Origin of the sequence: uncultured Chryseobacterium sp., assembly GCF_913776365.1 — a bacterium.
Lineage (GTDB): Bacteria > Bacteroidota > Bacteroidia > Flavobacteriales > Weeksellaceae > Chryseobacterium.
This window is the reverse complement of record NZ_CAJYMO010000143.1, coordinates 1-25,349: the sequence shown is the minus strand read 5'-3', so window position 1 is coordinate 25,349 and position 25,349 is coordinate 1. Positions and strand designations below refer to the sequence as shown.

Sequence of the window (25,349 nt, the reverse complement as noted above, 5' to 3'; positions counted from 1 at the left end):
GAAGCATAAAAAATTGGAGGCCGTGGGAATTGCCATATAGGGGCTCGGCAACAGGATAATTTCTTTTTCCGTCTCCAGCAGTTCTTTATGCGAAGCAATGAACCCGTCAAACAATTCCTTTGCAAATTTCTCTGCATATGAAGTATCGCCATACTTGAAATAGCTGTATTCTTCAGGGGAAAAGGTAAATTCATCTCCCGAAAGGATGTGATGCAGGCTGTACCGTAAGTTCATATTATATGGTGGGTTTTAGTAAATGGGCATGAAATCCGAAATCCCTCGCTCCCTTGTAATCAGCAACCGGATTGTCGCCGATATGCAGGATCTGATGCAGGGCAAGATCCTGGTTTTTAATTGACTTTTTAACTTCCTGAAAAATCTTCGGATCCGGTTTGGAACAGTTGATCTCATCGGAATAAATATGGAAATCAATATACTGTTCAAGATCTTCGTTATGAATGAATTTCCTCATGGTGCTCCCCTTGATAAAGCCGGTATTGCTCAGGATACTGATGGTTTTTCCCTGATTTTTTATTTCTTCAAAGAAATGATGCAGGCCTTTAAAAATAATCACCGGGCTGTATTCCAGGAAAAGGTTTTCGCTTTCCTGATAGAATGCATCGAGCCGTTGCCTGCCGACCGTTTTTATCTCCGTTCCCAGCGATCCCAGAATCAGAAGGTAAATTTCAAAAGTATCGATATTCCCGCCGGTGACCTCATTGATGGTATTGCAGAGGTCATCATAATACTTTACGATCCGTGTTACTTCATCGAGGGGCCTTGCAATCTCAAAAAAAGAGGAGAACAACCGGACTCTTCTGTCTTTGAATTCAGGATGGGATTTAATTAAGGTCAGCCACAGATCGAAAGAGAAATGGGAATAACTGCGGATGTCAATATCTGTTTTCAAAATCTTATAAGTTACAATTCATCTGTCTTTCCGGAAAAAGATCAATGGATTCATGCTTTTTTTATCATTAGTTTTTTACCGAATGGTTTCAATTCTTTTTCAAAGATAGAATTTTCCGGGTTATCCTGTTTCTTTTTAAGAATATTTAAGATTCATACGCGGAAACCTCTGTGATTTCTGTTCCGGTCTGCCACAAACAACCCATTCATCAAGTCATTGAAAAATTTCAAAATCCAATGGGTATCCGGTCACACTTAATTAGAGATATTGCCCCGAATCCGGTGGCTGATATTATTGAGCTCCATGCCCGGTAAAAGACTCAGGAGCTTACACCATTACCGACACAGGCGGCAGGCTTTTATGTGAGGGAAAAGTGGCGGAAAAACAGAAAAACCAATGTCCCGGAACTTTCCATGGGGAAGTTGCCCTCCGGAAGTTGAAGGGTTAAGAACTTTAAAGTTCATTGAAAAATCATACTGATATTCAAAATATTAACACATCCTATTTTGCCTTCCTGCCTGTTTTTTAGTCATCCTCTACGACGATGCCATTGAAAAAAATAAAAATTATTCTTTTAATATTTGAAAATTTTATTATTTTCGCAACCGGTTAACAATCAATAATGTCAACAAAAATGATAAATACTATAACTTTAAGCAACCCTATCAGAGCAGTGTACTTTGGTAGCACTAAGTATTTATCTGAATAACGATCGACCTTTACAAAAAATACAACGAAGGCCTATCTGTTCAGATAGGCCTTTTTGCTACCCTATTTTCAGCACCTACTTATTAAAAGCTGACGAAAATTTTAACGGAAAAAACAGAATTCTCTTCTTACTGACCTTCAGATGAGAACAGGCTATTCCTGTGCTTAGCCGTTAACTTCGCAGCCTTAAAATCAAACATTCAAAAACAGGCAAAATGAAATACAACACACGAAATATAGGGATTATAGCACACGTCGATGCAGGAAAAACAACCTTAACGGAACGATTGCTCTATTACACAGGAATGATTCATAAAATCGGAAATGTAGACGAAGGGAATACTACAATGGATAAAGACATCCAGGAGAAAAACCGCGGGATCACCATTTCTTCGGCTGCCATTTCCACCCAGTGGAAAAAGCAAGATGATCTTTTCGGTATTAATATCATTGATACACCGGGACATATTGATTTTGCGGTCGAAGTAGAGCGCTCTTTACGGGTACTGGACAGTGTAGTAGCCGTATTCTGCGCTTCTTCAGGAGTTCAGCCGCAAACAGAGAACGTATGGTTCCAGGCCGGAAAGCATGGGATTTCAAAGATCTGTTTCATTAATAAAATGGACAGGACCGGGGCAGATTTCTTTGCCGTATTAAATGAAATTAAAACCAGGTTACATGCCATCCCTCTTGCGCTGCAAATTCCGATCGGTTCAGAAGACTGCTTCGAAGGCGTTATTGATCTGATTACACAGAAAGCGCTTTACTGGATTGATGAAAACGGGGAAACCATTGTAGAAAAAGAGATCCCCGAAAACTATCTTGCGGAGGCAGGTGAATTCAGGGTAAAACTCATGGAAACCCTGGCAGAATCGGATGATGTTTTCTTTGAGGCTTTCTTAGATGCAGAAAATGCAGTAACAGAAAAAATGATCGTTGATGCGGTAACAAGAACCTGCCAATCCGGATCTTTGGTTCCCGTGTTATGTGGTTCTGCTTTTAAGAACAAAGGGGTCCAGCCTTTGCTAGATGCGGTTGTGACTTATCTTCCGGCCCCGGATCAGTTGGCCCGGATCAAAGCTAAATATGCCAAAACAGAAAGAACTATCGAACTGGAAAGAAATGAGGAAGAAGTGTTTTCGGGATTGGTTTTCAAAGTGGTGATCGACAAACATATGGGCAAGCTGGCCATGCTGAGGATCTATTCGGGAAGCATACAGTCCGGTGATTCGATACAGAATGTAAGGACAGGTGAAAGTTTCCGGGTTTCGAGGATCCTGCAGATGCAGTCGGACAAAACTTTACCCATGGAAAACGGAAAAGCGGGTGATATTGTCGCATTAACAGGAATAAAAGATGCAAGAACCGGGGACTCCCTGTCATGCCTGGAACTTCCTGTCCTGCTTGAGGCCATTACGATTCCGGATCCTGTAATCCGCGTTTCGATTGAGCCGAAAACCAATGCCGATGAAAAATCGTTCGGCATCGTGCTGGCAAAAATCCAGGAAGAAGATCCTTCTTTGGTAGTGGAAAGAGACCGGCAGACCGGGGAAATCCTTATGAGCGGTCTGGGAGAGCTCCATCTGGAAGTAACATTGGAAAAAATCCGACTTAATCACGGGATTGAAATCAACCAGGGAAAGCCTAAGGTTTCTTACCGGGAAATTTTAACGGAAACCCGGAAGCACCGTGAAAAGCTTTCTAAACAGAACGGCGGAAGCGGACAGTTTGCAGACATCACGTTTGAGATCGGGCCCCGCGAAAACAATTCGCCCGGACTGGAATTTATCAATCAGATCAAAGGTGGTATCATTCCGGGGGAATTCATCCCGTCTGTGGAAAAAGGATTCCGGGAAGCGATGGAAAACGGACCTATCGGCGGAAACCCTTTGGAAAGCATGAAGATCATTCTGCTGGACGGTTCGGCGCATAGCAATGATTCCCATGCCCAGGATTTTGAAATTGCTGCAAAAGAGGGTTTCCGGGCTATCGGATATTTATGCAAACCGAAATTAATGGAGCCTATTATGAAGGTAGAAATCCAGACCATTGAAGAGTATACCGGTGTTGTGACGGCGGATCTTAACAAACGCAGAGGAATCATTACTTCCATTGATGATAAATCAGGAAGAAAGATCTTTACCGCCGAAGTTCCGCTGGCTTCTACTTTCGGATATATTTCTGATCTGAGAACCCTGGCGAGCGGAAGAGCTACGATCAGCATGAAGTTTTCGCACTATGCTTTGGTGCCTGATTTTATTGCCGGTACTTTAATAACCTAAAAAACGAGGGCTGTAAATTTATTTTGCAGTCCTTGTTGGGTTTTAGAGGTGAATGGGTTATGGTAAATTGTCAATGGTGAATGGTGAATTTTTCTTCACGGATTTAAGATATTTATCGGAAAAGCGGACTAATATCCACTCTTATTAATGGAATTCTATACAAATATAATCAGCTTTCAGCACCCATCTTCCGGCATCCGGCCTCTCACTTTTCCGGCATCACCTTATACGTCGGGTCTTCCTGGATGTTCACATCAATCACAGCTTCTGCATTTTTAAGCAGGATCATACAGTCCGGACTCAGATGTCTGAGGTGGAGCGTTTTGTTCAGCTGACTGTATCTCCGGGAGAGCTTATCCAGCGCATCGATGGCACTCATATCCACGACACGGCTCTCTTTAAAATCAACAACGGTCTGTTCAGGGTCATTCGCAGGATCAAACTTATCGGTAAAGGCCGTAACGGAACCGAAGAACAGGGGGCCGGAAATCTCGTAATATTTAACTCCGTTATCATCCGTATGCTTTCTTGCCCGGATTCTTTTGGCATTGTCCCAGGCAAAAACCAGGGCTGCAATCACGACTCCGACCAATACCGCCAGTGCCAGATTATGCAAAACAATGGTCACCAGTGCAACTACAATCCCTACGAAGATATCCGACTTCGGCATTTTATTGACAATCCGGATCGATACCCACTGGAACGTGCTTACAGCCACTACCATCATGACCCCGACAAGGGCAGCCATCGGGATACGTTCAATGACAGGCGCTCCTACCAGAATAATAAGGAGAATGGTAAAAGAAGCTATTACCGCTGAAAGCCGGGTTCTCGAACCGGCATTCAGATTTACCAGGGTCTGGGCTACCATAGCGCAGCCTCCCATTCCGCCGAAAAAGCCGTTGGTGATATTGGCCAGCCCCTGAGCTACCGCTTCTTTGTTGGCATTCCCTTTGGAACCAGTAATTTCATCCACCATGGACAAGGTGAGCAGGGATTCGATCAGCCCTACTCCCGCCATGATCAGCGCATAGGGAAAAATAACCTGCAAAGTCTCCAGGGAAACAGGGATCTCAGGAATATGGAAAGCCGGGAGGTTACCGCTTATTCCGGCAATGTCGGCTACTGTTTTCGTAGGGATTCCCAATCCGGCAACGACGGCAAAAACGGCTATGATGGCCACCAGCGATGCCGGAACGGCTTTGGTAATCTTCGGGAAGAGCCAGACCACAGCAATGGTCAGAGCCGTTAATCCTGCCATTATATAAAGGGGATTTCCGGTAAGCCAGTCAACATTTCCGTCTGTGCCTGTTATTTTGAACTGTTCTATCTGTGCCATAAAGATAATCACGGCCAGGCCGTTAAGGAAGCCATACATCACCGGCTGTGGGATCAGCCGTACGAATTTCCCCCATTTGAACAGGCCGACAAGCATCTGAAGCAGGCCTCCGAGCGCCACTGTAGCAAAGAGATATTCTATGCCATGGGTTTTGATCAGGGCGATCAGCACAACAATGGTAGCACCTGCACCTCCGGATACCATTCCGGGGCGGCCTCCCAGAATGGCAGTTACCAATCCCATCATAAAAGCAGCATACAATCCGGTAAGCGGGGAAAGCCCGGCCAAGATGGCAAAAGAGAGCGATTCGGGAATCATGGTCATGGCAACGGTAAAACCTGCCAGCAATTCGTTCTTGTAATTTATATTTTGCGGAAAACCGGGGAGAGTAAACGTATTTTTCATTTCGGCAACAAGGTAGTCCGTTCCATTTTCAAAAACAATATCCCGTGGTATCTTGATTTAAAATTTCACAATAAGGAGGGTATCTGGTTGCCTGTTCATCAAAGAACCGCGACTTCATTATTTCACTACATAAACGATATATACAAGGTAATTTTAATCAAAATTCACTTTTCATGAAATTTTTTAACTCATTTTTTTGGTCTCACTCGAAATTTTTCTATATTTGGAATTGAAGAAATCAATTATTTTCTGCAAAATTTTAATGTAATTAATAATGATAATTAAAATTTAAGGCAGATCTAAAAACAACCGTTAAATCATATACAGCAGCAGCATGAATACATTCAGCAGGTAATAAGAGCATTGAATCCTGGGAAAGAACACAGGCTTTTTTCTCCACGAAAATGAACATATGAGAAAGAAAAATGGTAGTGACGCATTATCGGATGCAGAAAAATTGCAGAATGATTTATCAATATCGTGGAAGCGCGGCATTTGCAGCCCCTTTACATAAAGAAAACTGCCGTTTCAGGATTTGCCCCGATTGCCGTTTGGTTCAGTCACTTATCTTTTTCCATTTCATTTTGGATTATTTTTTGAAGCTTATTATCAACCGGATAAACGAAGCAACATGTTTTTACTGATGCTGTTATTTACAGGACAAATATTTATCAGAGATGTTATATAAAGAAATACATATAGGAAATTTCATAAAAGAAAGAGCTGAAGAATTGGAAATCAGCACGGAAAGGATTTGCAATTTCCTGAAAAAAGATGAGGACAGTGTTGAAAAGATGTATAAAAGTGCCTCTATAGAAACCGATTTGCTGCTCCGGTGTTCAAAATTGTTGGAATATGATTTTTTCAGGCTGTACAGCTCGCATCTGATCCTGTACTCACCGCCGTCGGCTGTTGATAAGAAGAAAAACCACAGATCGGATAAGATCCCTTACTTCAGAAAGAATATTTACACCCAAGAAATCAAGGAATTCATCATCCGGAAAATACAGTCCGGTGAAATGACCCAGACCGACATCATCAAGGAATACTCCATCCCCAAAAGCACCCTTCACCGGTGGCTACAAAAACTCTAAATCTGAAATCCCATGCGCCCCAATTACAGTAAAATTTACAAGGACATGATTACAGAACATGATCCTGAGAAACTGGAAGACCCAAAGATACAGCGGCTGTTAAAGAATTTAAAAACAACGGAAGATGTCCTGAAACTGAATGAACTGGTATTCAAATCCTCCAAAGAAAGTCTCAGGAACAACCAGAAGCTGAAGACCTATGATAAAAAGACGATGCTTAAACTGCTGCAGTACCAGCAGAAGCACGGCCTGTCTACCAATTATATGTCTAAAAAATACAGAATCAGCAGAACAACGATTGCCAAATGGAAAAAAACCTTTGAAGAGGAGTTCCAGAAATTAGCTGAAAAAAAATAGGCCCCGGCCTGTTTATTATAAAAATTCCGGTGAATCAGCTGATTCACCGGAATTTTTATAAAGGTAAAAAACGGAAAAAGAAAAAGCGGGGCAACGTTATGCCGGAGTCGAACCGGATAGCCTTGCAGGACGTGCCTGCTGCGCTATTCCTCCCCTTTCAATGGTAACGAAGGATCTTTTTCCTACGACACTTTATATTTTACAGTCTGGAATACCCTGTATCGTAAATCCGTGATCATTGCTTATTACAGGTGAAACAACTCTTTGCTAAAATCACTTATTTCAGGCCGAAATCACGGTGGCCGGAAGAATAGTACAAAATTACTTCTTTCAGGTAAGGGATATCCTTGGTTTCATCATGCTGAAAATTCTTTTCAATGATGTCCCTGGCTTCCCTGTTGAGTTCCGGATAATACATCCGGTCTTCTTCATCAAATACAGTATCGACGATGCCGATATAATCCCGGAGTTCACCAAGCAGGTATGTCTTCATGTCCCATCCCAGTATATTCATATCGAAACCGCTGATGCAGAGTACCGGGTTCCGGGTAAGATGTTCGCTGCTTACCATAAAGTGGATTCCTCTTAGCGGCAGCAGATCAGGAACCCTGGCAAACCATTGATAGAAAATGGCTTTCCGCTTTTCTTCAGATCCCGGTTCCGGGCCCCAGGATTTCAACCAGCGTGTTTCGGCAGATTCAATATCCTTCAACATAGAATCATAAGGATATGTGATAATCTCAAGAATTTCTTCCCGGTCTTCCTGCCAGTGATAGAAAAAAGTACATTCTTCACTGAACTTCTCTTCATTGTATTCATATTCCACGGTTTCCTTTCTGTCAACCGCATGGAGAATTTTCAGGAATTCACGGTGTTCAGGAGAAAACTTCACCTTATATCCCAGTTCTATCCCTGCGATTTCCTCTTCGGTAAGCGGCAGCCATTTGGTACCGTAATACCATTTTTGTGCAGCACGCTCATCAGACCAGAACTTTTCTGTCCGGTCTCTGATCCAATACAAAAAATCAGTTATGTTTTCAGGTATATCCATTTCCATTTCATTCACAATAATAAGAAAAAAGAGGCAATAACCGGGAACGCTTGATAAACCCGATTAGTCAGGTTTATTTTGGAGTTGAACCAAGATCATAAGATGTACCGAAGTAAGCTTTCCCTGACGGCACTCTTTTTTCTAAACCAGGGTAATCATGCAAGAATCTTCTGTCATTTGCTCTACCGGCTGAGCTACATCCCGTTTACAACAGAGAGGGCAGGAATCGAACCTGCGACCCAATGGTTAACTATCGAAGTATGATTCTGAAACGACACCTGATTTTATATTGTTATCTGTTTTTCTAAAATTACAAGGCAAACAGCAATATAAGCTGTCTTTAAAAACGTCTGGCCACTCGACCACACCTTCCGGCGAAAGGATTGATTTCATCAAATCTTCGACATCGAACCATTGTAAATTGAAGTGACTTTTATCTATGGCCTTGTAAGTACTATTAAACCGGGCAAAATTCAGGAAGAGGCTTTTTTCAATTGGGATCCGAAGGAACTCTTTCTTATGGCACCGGTTGTTTTAAGTTTTTATGGTTATTGTTTTGAATTTATTGCTTCAGTGCGCATTTTTTACGCCGTTGAATTTATTTAAAAAACCAAGTAACAGGGTATAAGAGTTTTTGAATTCAGTTCAAATTAAAAGTTTGACGATGGAACTCTTATGATAACGACATTGGTTTATTCAAACCGGGCGATGCAGCGAAAAGACTCTTATTCAAGTGGAAATCGAAGGAATTCTTTTCTTACGGCACCGGTTGTTTTTAAGTTTTCATGGTTGTTATTATTGTTGTTGTTGTTATTGTTGATTGAAGCAAAATTCATCCCGCAGTGCGCATGCTTTTTACGCGGCTGAAATAAAAAACCAAGCGACAGGGTATAAGCGTTTAGAATGTATTCAAATTTTAAGTTTGACGATGGAACGCTTATGAAAACGACATTGGCTGTTTTTCAGCAGGGTAAAAAGCAGACAGAGACTTACCGGCAGAGCGATACCCTTACGCCATTCCTTAAAGGAAACAGGATTCGAACCTGTATTGCTGCCCCCTGAAGTAACTCTGTTTTACGACACCTGCTTTTTTTAAGTTCTGATGGTTATTGTTATTTGTTGATGCAAAGTTACCGCCTTAGTACGCATTCTTTTTACGCACTTAAAATTATTTTAAAATTTTACTTCAATCCGGAAATTAATTCTGCCATACTTTCCGCTTCCCTGATATTCATCCTGGTGAAAATCTGTACCATTTTATTTTTAAAATTAACCGGATGGCTTCTTATTCTTTCAAATTCAGTCTTTAATTCCGTTTCATTAAGATAAATTTAAAGTAAATCCGATGTAAAATCAGGCAGGCGGTCAATAGAATTGATTGCAGCCCCTTTGCTGTGGGATGCCTGATGATGCGGCATGAGCAGAATGCGAATAGATTTCGGCTGAAGCCGGATGTATACCGCTATCATGATGTCGGGCTGAAGCCGACGCTATTGATTAATGCAATGGATCATTCGTTTTGTCCTGAAGCAAAAGAATCAAAATTCAATACCTGTACGGATGGAATAAGCGAGTCTACGTTTCTGCTCTGGTCTCATTTAGCCCCGATTGCAACGGCATCCTTTTTCTGTAAAGGCCTTTGCCCGGGAGAAAAAGATACAGTGGAAAGCGGGATCAGGCTCCTGAAAAAAAATCAACGGCAGCCTCCTATCGTCCATCACTTATCACTTATCACTTATCACTCATCTAAAAGCAATACCCGTTATAGTACCCTTTTTTTAATCATTTCCACGGCAGATTTCCGGTCTTCCAGGGCATTCAGGACATCAAAGATTTTGTCTGACCAACCTGCGATCAGGTAAACGTCATTTTTTCTGACATCCAGTGGCTGTTTTCCGTAGCCCGCCAGGTCAAAAATATAGAGTTTTGCCTCCGGATTGAATCTTTTATACCGGTTCCAGGAATTTTCAAAAGAATTCCGCGTTCCGTTGCTGTTCCATAGCTGGGTATCGGTGAAGAGCATTACTTTATTTACTTTTTCTCTTCTGTTCAGCAGGTCTTCGATTACCAGGTAACCATTGGTAGAATATCCTACTTCACCTTCCCTTTTGTAGAAGGCATCCACATTCCTCAAGATTCCGTTCTTAGGCATCGGAACTCTTTTCCAGGTATCGCCGAACATTCCTGTGATCACATTTTTACACTGCGACTGCATCATCATTGACATCAGCAGGCCGATGTCGTACAACAATACTTTGGATTTCGGGGAAACGGGCTGCTGCATCGATCCCGATACGTCGGCCGCAATAACCACGGAAGTATCGAAACCGAATCCTTTTATGTTTTCTGCGCTTACCATTACCGCATCTTCCAGTGTTTCCAGGACAGACGAAAGGTAAGGCGACTGGTTAGTTTTTAATTCCCTGTATGCCGCCAGGAACCTGAACGGCAGCTGCTTAGAATTCCTCACGGCTTTTTCATCCGCCAGGTACCGGCATACTTTTTCCATCGCCTGAGGAGAAACACCGGCTTCCAGGATATTTCTCAGGTTCCTCAGGGTGGCCATATAGCCCAGCTTGTTGCTGAAGATCAGTTCTTCCCATTTGGCTCTGAAAGCAGCTTTCCTTTCCGCATCACCGGTAAATTTCGTCTGGCCCAAGACGGAAAGTTCCACTTCCCAAGTGTAGGGCGTTTCCAGCGAATCATTCACGATTTTGTTGAAAATGGCCTGTTGGTTGTCATCTTTCGCTTTCGGGTGAACGAGGAACAGCGCATCTTTCAGGGTTACCTCCGCTTTCCGGTTGTATTTGGCAAACTGGTATTCGTCGAACTTATTAAAGGCTTTCACCAGGCCTTTCTGGATCTGTTTTGAAAGCCGGTTGAGTTTTTTCAGATCCGTTCTTTCGTTGGCCATCTGGTAATATGCCAGCAATTCGGTGATTTCATCCGCTCTCTGAATCACGCCGTCAACGGTTCTGCTTACGAGATCAGTACCCGAAGCCTGCTTGGCCAACTCGGTTGTCAGCACCAACGGCACCGAACGCAGATGCATTTCTTTTCTGGCATAAACGGCCAGCCTGGCTACGAATTCCGGATCATTCTTCTGAATCAGAGTCTGGATTCTCGCCAGCCTTTCATTTCCTTTTTCATAGGTAGTAGTTGATAATCCTGTGGTCACCACAGCACTGTACAGCTCTTCTGCCGGCGTCATGGTATAGGCCTCAGCACCTTCGTAGTTCGCTAGTGTATTATCCGATTTTCTTAAAAAATTAAATTTCATGGTTCCTGTCTTTTAGTTACACCTGTTCCGGAGGATGAGTATTTCCTCTCTGATTCTGATGCAAAGTAAAAACACAATTACGCAGTCTTTTTGCGCAGCACCCTGTCTTGTTAAAAAGTTTTTTATTATTTCCGGTTTAAGCACCAGTGACCCTGATTTTTTCATGAACAATACCAACAATGAATAACCTGTGTATCACCCAAAAAATACAATTTCTCTATCATGCATTTTATATAAAGGAATTGAGGATTTACAGTTTTTGCAAATGCATTTTATAGTTTTGTTTCATTCAAATTAAAGCGATGATTAAAGGATTATATGAAACCCATATCCAGGTAAGCGACCTGGAAAAGGCCATCGGATTTTATACGGAGTTTCCAGGATTGGAACTCGCGCACCGGGATGAAACCCGGCCGGTTGCTTTTTTATGGATCGGGAAAAACAAAGCATTCATGCTGGGTCTTTGGGAGCAGAAAGAAAACCTGCAGACGCGGCATTTTGCTTTTACCGTTGATCAGGAAGACCTTCTGAATTTCTCCGCCGGATTCCTGAAAAGTAAAAACCTGAAACCTTATAATTTCCTGAAAGACGGAAGCGAGGAGCCTATGGTCTTCGCCTGGATGCCGTCCCTGGCGGTTTACTTCAATGATCCGGACGGCAACCAGCTGGAATTCATCTCCATTCTGGAAGGTGAAGGGCGGCCGGAACTGGGCGTGGTTTCATATGAGGAGTGGGTAGCGAAAAGCTAAGTTTTCAGCAGGAGTTCTTTTATCATCTCCGAAAAGATTTCGGTTCCGATGATGCGTTTTTCTTCATAAAAAAAGCAGTAACAATCAGTGTGATCCGAACTTTCTAACAGCCTGAAACTTAATTTGTCCTCGTGTTCATGGTTATTGAGGATCTCACATTGGATGGTATCTGAAGTCAGGCTGATGATGAAACGGGCAGCGATTCCTCTTGTCCCGAAATACCCGGCCACGATTTCCTGAACCGAAACTCTGATGTTGTAGAAGTACACCTGATCGGGAGCAGAAGGCAAAGCCCGGATAAAAACATCCCTTTCCCGTTCATCCTCTACAAAATAAATCAGTGAGTACCTGTTATCTACAGCTGCTCTAAGTTTTGATCCGCTGAACAATAACCGGATTTCAGACTCCCGCCTGTCATATACCACGTACCTCGTGGCAGCATCCCGGAAGTCGAAAAAGGGAAAAGCCGGCCTTTCCGGAACCAGACGGTCCGGGCTTTTATAATACTCATTGTTTACAGGGCTTATATCATAAAAATCATCGTTTTCAAACTGCGCTTTGGTATATGACCTTTCATATCCCGTACTATCCACATAACCGGCCACTTCCCCGTATTCATTATAATTCACTTTTACCGAATGGGTTCCCAACAAAGGTGAAATATAAGCCTCGTGTACTTTACATGCCGAAATGAATTTTTGATCCAGCACATCCCGGACGACTTTGCTGACTATCCTGTAATACTTGTCGAAAACCACCATCCCGGTTGCCTTTATTTTACCCCTGTAATTATCTTCTCGCACAGCAAGATCATAAACGATATAGCCGTTTTCCTGTCTTTGGTTATAATATACTTCGTCGTGGATAGTCCCAAAGCTTTCCAGACTCTTCCTGTTTTCATAAAAAACCGCTGTATACCGGCTGTATTCATCTGCCTTCCGTCTTTGTGGGGAATCTGTTTTAAAGATTGTTCTCTTCGTCAGCTTATGGTTATCAAAAACCTCTTCGGTATATTCAAAGAGCAGGCGGGCTTCTTTTTCCGTAATCTGATTTCCCAGGTGGTTCCTGTAGATCTTGGTGTATTTTTCTACCGGATTGCCGATCTCAGGAATTTCCGGTGATGCGGCAGCAAAATATTTACCGTAATCCGACTGAAAGAACCCTTCTTTTGCAATTTCATCAATCGTATACGGTATATGCTCCCATCCGTCATTAACAAGAATGTCCACCGGCATGAGCTTCCCGGAACCATCATACTGAAACCCTTCCCAGATGCATGCTTCCGGACCATGATAATACGCATATTTTACAGCAGATCCCAGTGTACCAGTCAATAGGTCAAGCTCTTGGGAAAATATGGTCTTGCCTGTTATATCATAGACTTTTACTTTTCTTTTACGAAGGACATTCCCTTCATAATACGCTACTTTCCATTGTGAAAATCCGTTTTTCTCCTCTTCCAGGAAGTATATTTCCACTTTATAATCCAGGCCGGAGAGATCAACCGCCCGGCCGTCGCGGATAAAATATTTTCTCCGGGCTATTTTCCTGTTTTCAAAAATTATAATTTCTTTCAGGATATCGCCGGTATAGACTTTTTTGGTAAAATGCCTTTCGAAAAAAGCTTCCCGGAGATCGGTTTCCATTTCGGTCCTGAAGCCTGAACTGATAAAATATTTGCAACTTTCCCTTTCATAATGAAGACCGGACGGCAGAAAAGGGAAGAAAGTAAGATAAAAGGATGGTTGGATTTCCAAAGAGTGGGCCTGCGAAAATGCCCCGATCATTTCCAGGACTTTGGTCCTTTTAACCAGGGGGACGCCTGAAGAAAGGTAAGTAAACGTAAGGGACTCACCATTTCCGGAATACAGGGTTTTCTGATGATGGTAATCTTCCCGATCCGGATAAAATAACGAAACGGTTCTGTCTTCAGCATCTTTTACCTGCACCTCTTCATTCTCAGGCAGGAATTTTGAGTATTTCCTGGAATGAAACACCCTGTAACCGTCAGATTGGCTGACGCGTATGACGGTAACACCGGGAATATTGACGTAAGCAAATAAGATTTCCTCATCCGGAAGATTTTCATCAGAAGTATAGATTTCAAGGTTGATCAGCTCTCCTTTAAAGTAAGTTTCCTTTTTCAGAAGTTCACTGTCCTGATATATATGTTTCAGATACATCCGCCGGCCGGACAGTTCGTCTTCATTCAAGAACGTTTTCCGGTCTCTTGTTGTGTAAACAATCCTTTCTTTCATGGCTGATAAAATTAGTAAATTAATTATGGATTCAGGACCACGCGTAACAATTGTTTTTTTACAATCAATGAATAAGGATTTTGTGCTGTAAACAATATACAGGTTATATAGAGCCCATCTATTCAGAGGGTTTTATACGCTCCTTTATGATTGCTCTATACCGTACTTTGTAAGGGCTTAAAATACTATGATGCTGTATGACATCGGGCTGCACCCGATGCTGATGTATGCCGCCCTTTCAGGGCTGGTGTTATCCTTTTTATTCAGATATCTCTTACGATCCAGCTTTCCTTTTATTGAAAATGGTGTAAAAAATAAAAACTCCCTTTAAAAAAGAGAGTCGGCTATATCAGAATTGTTATGTTGATACACTGTTACACTGATATATTGCTACACTGTTACATTTTTATATTGTTACGTTGTTACATTGCTATACTGTTACATTTGCTACATTATTATTGTTTCAGGCACCAATGCAGAATTTTCGCAATATTTTTAGCATCATCTACGCCCCGGTGGTGCGTACCTTCCAGCGTAAGGTTCAGTTCGCCCAGCGCGCGGGCCATGCCGACACTTTTACGGACGGTCGGATGCAGTTCCCCGAACAAGGTTTTCACATTGATGTGGTCATCGCTCAGCGGATAATCCACCCTGAATCTTCTGGCCTGATTCTGAAGCATGTTCAGGTCGTAATTTCCGTAGCTGGCCCACGTCAGCTCTTCGGAATCGTATTCCGCTCTCAGGATATCCAGGGCATCTTCCAGTAAAATGCCTTCGTCATCAAGCATCTGCTGGGTAATGGAAGTCAGTTCCGTACAGAACGGGCTTACTTTTGAAAATTGAGGCTTTACCAAAATGCCTTCGCTGCGTGAAACCTTACCGGTTGCGGCGTCCATAAGGCATACCCCGATTTCGATGATTTCACTTTCCTGACCTCTCGGCGGCCGGTCGTTCCAGCATGTTGCTTCAAGATCTATAATTAATATGTTGTCTGGTGTTGTCATTTGTTTAAAATTTAATTGTTTTGGCTGGATGATGGATGATGGAAGCGGGATGTTTGAGTATGCTACAGAACTTCGAGGTTACCATATCCAGATTCAGCTAGATTATTTGTTGAAACTGGAAGCCAAGCTGATGGATGAATGATTACTGTGAAAATCCGGTTTTTTAAACCAAATATCCATACTGAATATCACATGAAAGGATGAGTGGATAAATTAAATACTGTAAAAACTTCCAGTATCCAATGTCTTGCTTTCCTTTGCTGCTGAAGACTCGACTTCATTCCATACTGCTATAACTTCCAGCATCCATCTTCCCACCTTTTATCTCAGCATTTCCCTTAAAATCCGGGCGGCATTATAGGCATCGTCGGCTCCGCTGTGGTGGTTGCCTTCAAAGTCCATGTTCAGGGCCTTCAGGGCTCTTTTCAGGCCCATCATTTTATAAAGGCCGTTGTAGGCTTTGAACTGATGCATGATGTTGATGTAATTTCCGGAAAAGGGATTTTCGATACCGAGGTAATCACATTGTTCCACGATCTGCTCTTTGTCAAAAGCGCCGAATCCGGCCCAGGCGATCGATTCAGGATGGTATTCCTCCCTGATCTTTTCACAGGCTTCCTCGAAATAGATTCCTCTTTCTTCGATCAGCCTCGGGGTGATTCCCGTAAGATCCGTGCAGAACCTGCTGATTTTGGATCTTTCCGGAATGACATAAATGCTCTGCTTTTTGGAAATTTCGCGGGTGGTCCTGTTCAGTTCGCAAATTCCTATTTCTATAATATCGGTTTTCTGGCCGGGTGGGATTTTATCGTATTCCCAACACGTCGCTTCCAGATCGATAACGATTATTTTGTTGGTTGTTTTCATTGTTGTATGTAAGGCCGGAGGATGGATGCGGGGTGAGGGATGTTTTTCTCTCACACCCGTTTTCCGACCTTTTTATAAATTGTTGTTTACTATTTTATGGATGATGCCGAAAGTTTTGCAGTATGCTGTAAGACCGGCATCAGTTCCATTTTAATCTCTGGCGGCAAACGGCGGGGTCCACTTTTTCCGGGCCATCACTGCTTTCACTTCTTCGTAGGAAAGGGGATAGAAATTATGGCAATCGACGCCCACATCAAAGCTTAATGCCGCTTCATCATCCGGCAGTGTTCCGTGCGAATGGCCGTACAACTGCCATACTCCGCGATGGGAACCGTTCCAGGTCCGCATGGCGTAATGGAAGAGAATGATTTTCTGTTTGCCATTGCTGTTTTCAGGTTCATCGATCCTCAGCTCGTGATAATCCCGAATGGAATCAAATCTCTTCGGATAGGTTAAGGCCGCTCCTTCATGGTTGCCTTTAATCAGGTGGATATTTCCATTCAGGCGGTCCAGTATTGCTTTGGTAAAATCAGGCTTGCCTAAGCTGACGTCTCCCAGGTGGTAAACCGTATCTCCGGGACTTATCTTTTCATTCCATCTTCTGATGAGTTCTTCGTTCATGTGTTCCAGAGACTCAAAAGGCCTTTCGGAGAATCTGATGATATTTTCGTGACCGAAATGGTGGTCTGCCGTAAAAAATATATTGGGTTTCATTTTTTTAATTTTTGTTTTAGTTTTAAAATTTGATTGAAGCGTGATTATATTATCTCATCTCATTATCATTGAATAAGTTTATATGGAAATCCATGCCTTCTTTGGGAACTATGTTTTCTCTTGTCTAGATTGTTCCGAACGCCTTGTAAAAAGCAGTTTCAATTTCCAGCCTGTCGTTTTCCGTATACCTTCTTGAAAAATGGACTGGAATGGCTTCTTTTACTTTACATGCTTTCATAACCGATCCGGAAGCAGAAGCGAAACTGTGATGGTTCAATCTTGCCAATTCCTGATCTTCATCTTTATAAAAAGTTTCGATGTACACCAAATCCGCGCCGCTGAAAACCTTTTTTATTTTTTCATAGTTGCCTTCCTCTGCCGCATTATCCATGATCACACCGAGTTTATAACCCTCATTCCGGGTCAGCAGATGGAATAACTCCGAGGCTTTGTAAACCGTTCCTTCTATTTCAATCGCTTTATCGGTTTCATTCTTTTCAAAAGCATTCTTCAGTTCGCTGATCCATTTTCCTTTTTTGAATTCAGAACCGTTTTCATTAAAACTCACTGAATCTTTTCCCTTAAATAGATAAGCAATGGAATCCGTTTTATGATCCAGAATAGCAAAATCAACCGTTACATATTCATCTTCAAAAAGAAAATCCTGTGTTTTTACCTCTTCAGGATTCCAATACGGCGGACGGATTTTATACACGTTAATTTCTTCCGGAGAAACGATTTCGCGGATATCATATTCGATGGCGTTTTCGTCGATCAGGTTCCAGGTGTAGGATTTTAACCTTGCTTCAATTTGCTGATGAATATTTTCCGGTCCGCAGATCACCACTTTTTCCCCGCTTCCGATCTGGTGTCTGAAAATGCCGTCAAAGTTTGAAAAATGGTCAATGTGGGTATGACTGATAAATACCGCCGATACGGATTGCACTTCCTTCACCGTCAGTAAACTCGCTTCACCACAATCGCACAGATAATGCTTTGCTGAATTCGGGACTTTTATTAATATGCTGATGTCTTCTTTAAAAAGACTTTTTATTTCTGCCTGTAACATTTTTTCTAATTTTTAATAACCATAAAGATGTAAATATAGCTTATGATTTCACAGGAATCTAAACGTAAATTTTCCTCTGGACTTTCCCTGGATAACTAAGGAACGACAAACAGCAGTCTAATCATCTTACTTTTACGGTTAAGTTTAACACATAAAAAGTTCCGGTAAAATATTTACCGAAACTCAGTTTTATTTCAAAACGGGTTCTTTTGCCGTTTTTCTACGGATACCGAAATCGGACTTCCTGATTTTACACATCCGGCCGTCAGCAGTATGATGGAAAACAATACCTTCCATGTTATTTTCCGGATTGCCTAAAAAGCTTTTAATCCATTCGAAATCCAGGCTTTCCAGATTCAGAATTGCACTTCCGTGTTTTACCAGCAAATGACCTTTGATATTTTCAGGATTTCCCCGCACTTTCTCACCGATCAGTTCGTAGGTACCATCTTCTGCTTTGCCTGATTCAGCCAAAGCATGGAAACCTTCCCAAAAGTATGCGTCTTCTTTTCCGGCAGGATTACAGGCTACCCAATGCGGGTGATGTCCTGTCACCGGATCTGCTTCCTGACACGGGATTGCGCCTTCCGGAGCTGTTTTTCCTCTTTTGGCATCGTATCTTTTGAACAGCTTACCGTTGATGACCGCGCAGGCGGAACCGTCAAACTTTTGCGTAGCGACAGCCTCTCCATTGAGAACCCAACGGTTCTCCGGGTTGATTTCGTTAACTACCCTTCCCAAGTTTTTTATATCTTTTTTAAATAATGTACTTATCTTTTTCATGTTGATCACTTTTAATGGTTATTTTTTCAGTTTCATCACTTCCGGTACAGACCGGATCAGCAGTTTTCTGCCTTCGGATTGATCAGCTCTTCTTTCACCAGATCAATGACCAAAGCATTCAGCTTCTTGTTGATCCTTTTCTGTTCTTCTTTCTCAATATGGATGAACACTTCCGGGAAATCTTTTCCGAAATCCTCCAGGATATCCTGTGCAAAAAGACCGATGATCTTCCCTGCCATTTGAGGCTCGAATTCACCGGTTTTGCTTACGACGTTATTCAGCCTGTTGACGGTCGCATATTGCTGAAGCTTATCCCAGATATGCTGTGCTTTTTCGCTGAAACGGATCTGCTTCTGAACTTTTTTCTCCTGCTTTCGTACCACTTTGGATTTTTCAATCCACTTTTCATTCTTGTTCTTCAAAATAACCCTTGCTCCGTTTCCAAAATATCTGGTTTTTAGGGTTTTCACAATGGTTCCTTCGCACATATTATGTTCTATTTCCGGTAAGCCCAGCCATGCAGGAATCCTGGAATTGAAAACATTCGGGAAATTCAGAGCATCATCCAGCGTTCCCTGAAAAAGGGTTTTGGCGTAGAAAAATCCGGTTTCCTCAAAAATCCCGTTGATCATCTCCGTATCCAGGTAGGTGGTTCCGTTCAGCTTGATGTCGAAGGCGTAAAACTCGTTATGAGGAGCATATTCAATGCCTTTCTGCACCTTTACCGCATCCGGTACGGGCTCTACCGCTTTATGCTTGTAACCTCCGCCGAACAGTTCCCCGTAGATGACTACGGTTTCAACATCAGGATACAGGTTTTTCACTTTTCCAAATGCTTCGATGACCTTTTCCCTGTAACGTTCCAGCACCTGATGGGCGTTGAAAAACTTTTCTTCCTTCTCAATGAAAGCAGTCCTTTTGGCGATCCTGATTTCCTTTCCGTCGGTGAAGAAAGAGAAATTGGCCCCATGAACCTTTTCCTGCACGATGAAAACTTCATCCCCTAAGCCCTGAATCCTGATCTGATTAATCACGCGGGTCTGGTAAGCATTTTCCATCGAATTATATGTTTTGAAAATCATTTTTTTAATTTTTTATTTATTACTACCTAAAACCTGTTAGGTTTGCTGTCTGAAAAAATAGATAACCTAAGCAGTCAAAAACACTCAAATCATTTCTTTTTCATTCTTCTCCATTTGGGTAAGGTGTCTTGAGGTGTGAAGCGAGAGGAAATAGATGTATTCATACACATTAATTTTTCCCAATTCATTTACCGTCATCATCGTTTTGCATAAGAGTCCTTCACCATTTTTCATCCGGTCCAGATAAATCAGACATTGACGATATTGCATCGTAATCAAACTTCTGATTTCGTGCAATGCCAAATCCCCTTTAGGCTTCATATGTTCCGGCCTAATCCATTCAAAAGCACCGTACTCTCCTATTTTTTCAAACTTTTCTTTAGCAAAGCTGTATTTTTTTATTTCGCTATCCAAATCGAGCCGAAGATTATTCCGAAGGGCTTTCTTTGAACCTTTTTCAATAAGGATCAGCAGGTAGAAGTTCGTCAGATAAATATGCTCCAGAATTTGCTGAACCGTCCAGCCTCCGTTTGAAGGCTGATAAGCCAGCGTTTTTCTATCTTTATCAAACCATCTGTCAACCTCATCAAAACTGAGCTGCAGATGGATTTTTATTTCCTGTATACATCTAAAAATATCCATTACTATTTTTAAAATTGTTTAAAAGGCTTTCAATATTCTTTTTCCCCACCGGATTCATGGAATGACAATAGAATTCCGGCAGCTCCAGGTAACGATCCATACAGTATTCGATCAACCATTTGGCACAATCGTAACCTGTTTTTTCAACAAATTTTCCACTATCTGTTTCCAAATAATGTTCATCAGCAAGGTCATGATCAAAAGAGATCATTTCCGGAAGGCCTTTTTCAAGGATCCTTTCCACAAACTCCTGATAGTTCCGCACAATGTGCCAGTCCTTTCTTTTAAAAATTTCCTGTTTTGTATATTGCCACACCTCATTCGGATGCCTGATATCGTCCAGGAACAGCAGTCTTTTAGTAAGTTCCATCCTATTTATTTTTTAACATATGGTACAGCAGCTTTGCCGTATTCAAGGCATCATCTGCCCCGCTGTGAGCAGTTCCCTGAAATTCAATATTCCTGGCATGCATTTCCCGGATCAGACCGGCTGCCTTTTCCCCGCTCATCAGGCTCAGCAGTACTTTCACATCAAGATAAGTTTCACTGAAAGGAAACCTGATTCCGGCCTCCCTGCACTGGCTTTCCATAATGGTTTTATCAAATCCACCGTATCCGGCATAGGTTCTCTGCAAAGAGCTGTACCGGTTTTTGATCCGGGAACAGGCTTCCTGTAAAGAAATGCCCTTCTTTTCCAGCTTTTCGGGAGTCAGCCCTGTCAGTTCCGTACAATACCTGCTTACTTCAGAATGTACCGGACGTATAAGATAACTTCTCTGATCTTCGATACTTCCGTCCGCCATATTAAGCTTACAGATTCCGATCTCGATGATTTCCCTTTTCTGGTTTTCCGGGGCCTGCCCTTTTTCCCAGCAGGTAGCTTCGATGTCGATGACTATAATTTTGTCGTATAAGAACATTGCTTTCTATTTTTCATTTTTACGGTGAAAGCAGGGATTTTATTTCCTAAGGCATGTCGTCTTCCTCTTTACGAATCCAATCGGCAACCGTCTTTAAAAAATGCATCCTCACTTCTTCAAATCTTGTAATATTCGGGATATGATTGATCTCCAGCAGATGTTTTGTTCCATCCCTGCAGACGATATAATCATTGGCAATGACGTCCATTCCGATTCTTTCCTTCAGTTTCAGGGTATCTTCCAGAAGTTCCGGATCGATCTCCATAAACCGGGCATTATCGGGGTGAATGGATTTCAGCCAGGTATCCCCTTCAAGGCTGATCTGCCAGGACTTCCCTCCGATATGCAGTATTCTTACTGCATCGCCATCGAAATATGGTTCCAATACTGCATGTTCCGGGCTTTCCCAGTTTCCGGTAAACTTATGTTTATTTTCCCCGCAATGCCAGTTTCCCCATTTGGCCACCCGTTCCGTTTCCGTAGTCACATACGCACCCTCAGAGATAAATCCTCTGGGAGAACTGAACCGGGAATACTTCATGGCCTTTACCAGGCAGGGGATTTTCAGCCGGCATTCCATCATGCCATAGGCATTGGGAAAACAGGGCCCGTTCCATAAGGCAAGTCCCGAGATAAAATCCAGGTCATTTTCAAAAATCCCGTGATAGACCACTTTATCTACCGGCAGCATGCCGACCCCATGGGACTTTTCAACGTACAGCGTACCGTCTGTCACCCTTATCTTCGGGACCGACTGGTGCCAGATGATCAGTCCTTCAACATGTTCCCGTATGTGTTGATATTCTTCTTCATGTAAGCCGATAACGGCTATTCTGTTATGAGTCATCTTGTTCTTTTTATTTTGAAAAGTATACCTTTAAAGCTTTAATGATACTTTTCACGTTCGTATTGGGATAAAATCCTGAACTGTTGATGCAGTTGATTTCAACTATTTTCCAGCCCTCATCCGTTAAACAGATGTCCATGACAAAGGCTTCTTCAAGATTAAAAAGCCGAAGCATGTCTTTGGCAAACCAGATTCCGTCTTCTGCTACCCTTTCTTCAAAAGGTGCCCGATCATTAAATTTGTAATATCCGGCATCAATAATCTGCCCGCCAACAATCCAGAGTCTCGCTTCTTTGATCGTCTGTTTCGCTTTAGAAATCTGAATCCATGAATCTTCCGTAATTCTGCCGGAAGGACTTTTAAAAGCTTCGAAAACAAAATCTTCCCATTCCGCTTCGCTGAAAACCCTGCCCGTAAAAATTTTTGCTTCCCGGTAAGGCTTAATGAATTTCATTTCACCTTTTTTCCAGATCATTTTCTCTGAAATTTTCTGAACGGATACATTACTGTTGAGAAGGTTGTCGCCATAATATCCGGAATAGATTTCATACAAATGATTGCCTCCGTAAAAAGAGCCGGGAAACCAGTGGGTTTTCTGTTTTGCCAGTCGGGCAATCGTTACCGAACCATACACAAAAACATCAGTATGGTCTGTTTCAAAATCTAATTTCTCTGTCGTTGGAGGAATATTGATGACTCCGTAATCAATATTCAATTCTTCCAAAGCGTCAAAGATTTTATAATGATCGGGATCCAGATATATATTAGACTGAATGAGAAAATACATGGTTATTAGTTTTATATTTATTTACCTTTCACAATTTCTGCCAGCTCAGTTTTCGCTTCTTCAGGAAATCCTGAGAGTCCGGGAATATCATTGTATTCTAAAATGAATTGTTCTCCGCTTTCCGTTTGAAGAACATCAATCGCTACAATATCGGCTTTGATATTTCCCTGCAATTCTTTTACTTTTTCAATCCATCCTTTCTCCGGTTCGATGAGCTGATAATCCTGGGTTAAAGAATTGGCTTTCCAATACCTGCCTCTTCTTTTCATTGCCCATACTTTGTCTTGTACTGCCAGATAACGGATATCATATTGATAGTTGATAAACCTTTCTGCAGTTACATAATCCTCATGAATAAACAGCAAATCTTTCAATTCATTCCATTGTTCTTCGTTTGTAACGAGACTTTTCCCATAACCTCCATGATGGTTCCCCACTTTAATGACGAAAGGAAAATTCATTTCCAGATTTTTAAGCTGGGTAATATGGGTAGCTACATTAAAATCAATTACCGGCAACCCAAGCTTCTTCAATTTGTTCAGCATCGACAGTCTGTCGTACCCCGTTAATAAGGTTGATGCTGAATTTACACACGGAATTCCCGAATATTCAATTAATTCCAACATACTTCTGTGTTTTGCCTGAGGATTGACAGCGCCTAATCTCCAGAGTACAATATCCGGTTTACAGACTCCTTCTGCATCAATTACATACAGGGAAGAATCTTTTACCACAAATTCCGATGTCTGAACTTTCTTCTGAATGACATCGTATCCTCTGAAATAATCCGGCCAGTATTTTTCACCGTTCATGATTAAAATAGTCTTCATGATTTTAATTTTTTTTAGATCGAAAATAAAAGCAGGATGATGAAATGAACTTCCAGCCTCCATCATCCTGCTTCCCGCTTCATTACACCATCAGGTCGGCGCAGTTGGAGCTTGCGAATGCAAAAGGTTTCGCTCTGAATACATATCCCATCCCGAGAATATATCCCATGGCATCTTTCAATGCGGCATTGGATTTGAAATCCGGATCGGTATTGATGTCTGCGTGTACCTCCATTTCCACACCATAAGCATCCAGCACCGCACAGATTGCATAGGCAATTTCTACAGATTTGTTGACTTCATTCAGCATCCGTTCTTTGATGCTGATCCGCTGGAATTCTTTTTCTTTTCTGATAAAGGTAAACGCTCCTTTTCCCTCACGAACCAGAACGACTGCCGTAGCATAACTAATGATATCTCCATATACGTGGGAGTCTGATCCCACACATACTTTCAGTCGGTGGCCATTGGCCTGTTCGCGGATGATGGCTTCTTCTACCAGCTGGGTGATAGAATTCTGAAAGATTTTTCCGTTCATGTTCTGCCATGTTTCTTGTTGCGTTTCCATTTTTTCTACATTTTTTTTAATGTTTAAATTGTTGATCTGTTACTTTTGTCAATGGTCAATTCCTGCGGGTCAATCCGCTTCGTTCGTCAATTTTAAATTTATCCTTAAGTTCGCTTGTAAAGCCAACTGACCATTAACCCTTTTGCACTCCGAACAGGATTCGAACCTGTACCCTTAGTTTTGGAGACTAAGATGCTGCCGTTACACCATCGGAGTCATTTGCCGGTCTTCCAGCTTTCAAATTATGAATGATGATTGATAAGTGATGGACGATGTAAGCTCAATTGTTTTATCAATTATTATTTATCAATTATCTTCTGTTGGAAAGGGGATCCATGTTCATTCATTACTTATCATGAATAAAAAATAAGAAGGCATGTCTGTATTAATAAACTATGTCTGGTATGCTTTTGTAAGATCTTCTGCGCTCGACAAAGCCTTCTTTCCTTATTTTTGCTGAATGATGAACATCAATTACTTTGTTTATTAATGATAAAATTCACTTGCAAAGCAAATTCACCCTTCACCTCATGTCAATGATCAATTCCTGCGGGTCAATGGTCAATTTTTGTCTGTGGGAAAATTCACCTGCACAGCAAAATTGACTTGCGAAGCAAATTTCACCATTCACAAGATGCCAATTGTCAATCTCAACTATTTAGAAAATTCACCATTCCACTTGCGAAGCAAAATTGACCATTGACTGTTCACTTATCTTTTGACCATCTGACCGGGAATCGAACCCGGACAACAAGAGTACATTTCCTGCATGCTGCCGTTACATTATCAGCGGTTGGTGGAAG

The 25,349-nt window shown here is 42.0% G+C and carries 23 protein-coding genes and 1 tRNA gene; 4 read left to right on the top strand and 20 right to left on the bottom strand.

Annotated elements, in window-relative coordinates; all coding sequences use genetic code 11:
• Both QZ735_RS07200 and QZ735_RS07195 read right to left on the bottom strand, forming a co-directional pair.
• A partial coding sequence (locus QZ735_RS07200; protein WP_294246192.1) for a phosphoribosyltransferase family protein occupies nt 1-234 on the bottom strand: 234 nt, incomplete at its 3' end.
• 1 nt (nt 235) lies between these two features.
• Nucleotides 236-910, bottom strand: coding sequence for an HAD family hydrolase (locus tag QZ735_RS07195; protein ID WP_294246190.1), 675 nt, complete (start codon nt 908-910; stop codon nt 236-238).
• A 923-nt stretch (nt 911-1,833) separates the two neighbouring features.
• Between QZ735_RS07195 and fusA the strand changes: the two genes are divergently transcribed.
• Nucleotides 1,834-3,900, top strand: a complete 2,067-nt coding sequence (gene fusA, locus QZ735_RS07190) for an elongation factor G (RefSeq protein WP_294246187.1) — start codon at nt 1,834-1,836, stop codon at nt 3,898-3,900.
• A gap of 205 nt (nt 3,901-4,105) precedes the next feature.
• Here fusA and QZ735_RS07185 read toward each other — a convergent pair whose 3' ends face one another.
• Nucleotides 4,106-5,644 carry a SulP family inorganic anion transporter gene (locus tag QZ735_RS07185; protein WP_294246184.1) on the bottom strand — a complete coding sequence of 513 codons (1,539 nt, stop codon included), beginning with the start codon at nt 5,642-5,644 and terminating at the stop codon, nt 4,106-4,108.
• 677 nt (nt 5,645-6,321) lie between these two features.
• Here QZ735_RS07185 and QZ735_RS07180 point away from each other — a divergent pair.
• Complete coding sequence (locus tag QZ735_RS07180) at nt 6,322-6,738, top strand: transposase (RefSeq protein WP_294246181.1); 417 nt, start codon at nt 6,322-6,324, stop codon at nt 6,736-6,738.
• A 45-nt stretch (nt 6,739-6,783) separates the two neighbouring features.
• Nucleotides 6,784-7,095: a helix-turn-helix domain-containing protein gene (locus QZ735_RS07175; protein ID WP_294246180.1), complete on the top strand. Its 312-nt coding sequence runs from the start codon at nt 6,784-6,786 to the stop codon at nt 7,093-7,095.
• A gap of 277 nt (nt 7,096-7,372) precedes the next feature.
• Here the strand turns inward: QZ735_RS07175 and QZ735_RS07170 are convergent, their stop codons facing one another.
• The gene (locus tag QZ735_RS07170; RefSeq protein WP_294246175.1) at nt 7,373-8,116 is read right to left on the bottom strand and encodes a hypothetical protein; all 744 of its coding nucleotides are present in this window, start codon (nt 8,114-8,116) and stop codon (nt 7,373-7,375) included.
• Between the two features lie 1,792 nt (nt 8,117-9,908).
• A complete protein-coding gene (locus QZ735_RS07165) occupies nt 9,909-11,426 on the bottom strand; it encodes a TROVE domain-containing protein (protein WP_294246173.1) in 1,518 nt (505 codons plus the stop codon).
• 302 nt (nt 11,427-11,728) lie between these two features.
• Here QZ735_RS07165 and QZ735_RS07160 point away from each other — a divergent pair, with 302 nt between their 5' ends.
• Nucleotides 11,729-12,175: a VOC family protein gene (locus tag QZ735_RS07160; protein WP_294246171.1), complete on the top strand. Its 447-nt coding sequence runs from the start codon at nt 11,729-11,731 to the stop codon at nt 12,173-12,175.
• Here the strand turns inward: QZ735_RS07160 and QZ735_RS07155 are convergent.
• The 15 genes from QZ735_RS07155 to QZ735_RS07085 all read right to left on the bottom strand — a co-directional run bounded on the left by QZ735_RS07155 (nt 12,172) and on the right by QZ735_RS07085 (nt 24,762).
• On the bottom strand, nt 12,172-14,433 hold the full coding sequence (locus QZ735_RS07155) for a hypothetical protein (protein ID WP_294246168.1): 2,262 nt from the start codon (nt 14,431-14,433) through the stop codon (nt 12,172-12,174). The genes QZ735_RS07160 and QZ735_RS07155 overlap by 4 nt on opposite strands.
• A 455-nt stretch (nt 14,434-14,888) precedes the next feature.
• On the bottom strand, nt 14,889-15,437 hold the full coding sequence (locus QZ735_RS07150) for a 3'-5' exonuclease (RefSeq protein ID WP_294246165.1): 549 nt from the start codon (nt 15,435-15,437) through the stop codon (nt 14,889-14,891).
• A 321-nt stretch (nt 15,438-15,758) separates the two neighbouring features.
• Complete coding sequence (locus QZ735_RS07145) at nt 15,759-16,304, bottom strand: 3'-5' exonuclease (RefSeq protein ID WP_294246162.1); 546 nt, start codon at nt 16,302-16,304, stop codon at nt 15,759-15,761.
• Between the two features lie 150 nt (nt 16,305-16,454).
• Nucleotides 16,455-17,018, bottom strand: coding sequence for a metallophosphoesterase (locus QZ735_RS07140; protein WP_294246159.1), 564 nt, complete (start codon nt 17,016-17,018; stop codon nt 16,455-16,457).
• A 124-nt stretch (nt 17,019-17,142) separates the two neighbouring features.
• Nucleotides 17,143-18,087, bottom strand: coding sequence for a peptidase (locus QZ735_RS07135; protein WP_294246156.1), 945 nt, complete (start codon nt 18,085-18,087; stop codon nt 17,143-17,145).
• A 189-nt stretch (nt 18,088-18,276) separates the two neighbouring features.
• Complete coding sequence (locus tag QZ735_RS07130) at nt 18,277-18,870, bottom strand: DUF5565 family protein (protein ID WP_294246153.1); 594 nt, start codon at nt 18,868-18,870, stop codon at nt 18,277-18,279.
• A gap of 56 nt (nt 18,871-18,926) precedes the next feature.
• Nucleotides 18,927-19,952, bottom strand: coding sequence for an RNA ligase, Rnl2 family (locus tag QZ735_RS07125; RefSeq protein ID WP_294246150.1), 1,026 nt, complete (start codon nt 19,950-19,952; stop codon nt 18,927-18,929).
• A gap of 84 nt (nt 19,953-20,036) precedes the next feature.
• Entirely contained in the window at nt 20,037-20,594 is a 558-nt protein-coding gene (locus QZ735_RS07120) for a DinB family protein (protein WP_294246147.1), read from the bottom strand.
• The gene (locus tag QZ735_RS07115) at nt 20,581-20,964 is read right to left on the bottom strand and encodes a cyclic-phosphate processing receiver domain-containing protein (protein WP_294246144.1); all 384 of its coding nucleotides are present in this window, start codon (nt 20,962-20,964) and stop codon (nt 20,581-20,583) included. The genes QZ735_RS07120 and QZ735_RS07115 overlap by 14 nt, the downstream gene beginning before the upstream one ends.
• A 1-nt stretch (nt 20,965) precedes the next feature.
• Nucleotides 20,966-21,514: a 3'-5' exonuclease gene (locus QZ735_RS07110; protein WP_294246141.1), complete on the bottom strand. Its 549-nt coding sequence runs from the start codon at nt 21,512-21,514 to the stop codon at nt 20,966-20,968.
• A 46-nt stretch (nt 21,515-21,560) separates the two neighbouring features.
• Nucleotides 21,561-22,361, bottom strand: coding sequence for a hypothetical protein (locus tag QZ735_RS07105; protein ID WP_294246138.1), 801 nt, complete (start codon nt 22,359-22,361; stop codon nt 21,561-21,563).
• A gap of 10 nt (nt 22,362-22,371) precedes the next feature.
• Nucleotides 22,372-23,148 (bottom strand): ATP-grasp domain-containing protein, encoded by a 777-nt coding sequence (locus QZ735_RS07100; RefSeq protein WP_294246136.1) that lies wholly within the window; start codon nt 23,146-23,148, stop codon nt 22,372-22,374.
• Between the two features lie 17 nt (nt 23,149-23,165).
• Entirely contained in the window at nt 23,166-23,978 is an 813-nt protein-coding gene (locus QZ735_RS07095; RefSeq protein WP_294246134.1) for an ATP-grasp domain-containing protein, read from the bottom strand.
• Between the two features lie 82 nt (nt 23,979-24,060).
• Nucleotides 24,061-24,546, bottom strand: coding sequence for a ribonuclease H-like YkuK family protein (locus QZ735_RS07090; RefSeq protein ID WP_294246131.1), 486 nt, complete (start codon nt 24,544-24,546; stop codon nt 24,061-24,063).
• A gap of 145 nt (nt 24,547-24,691) precedes the next feature.
• A tRNA-Trp gene (locus tag QZ735_RS07085) sits at nt 24,692-24,762 on the bottom strand.
• Nucleotides 24,763-25,349: the final 587 nt, after the last annotated feature.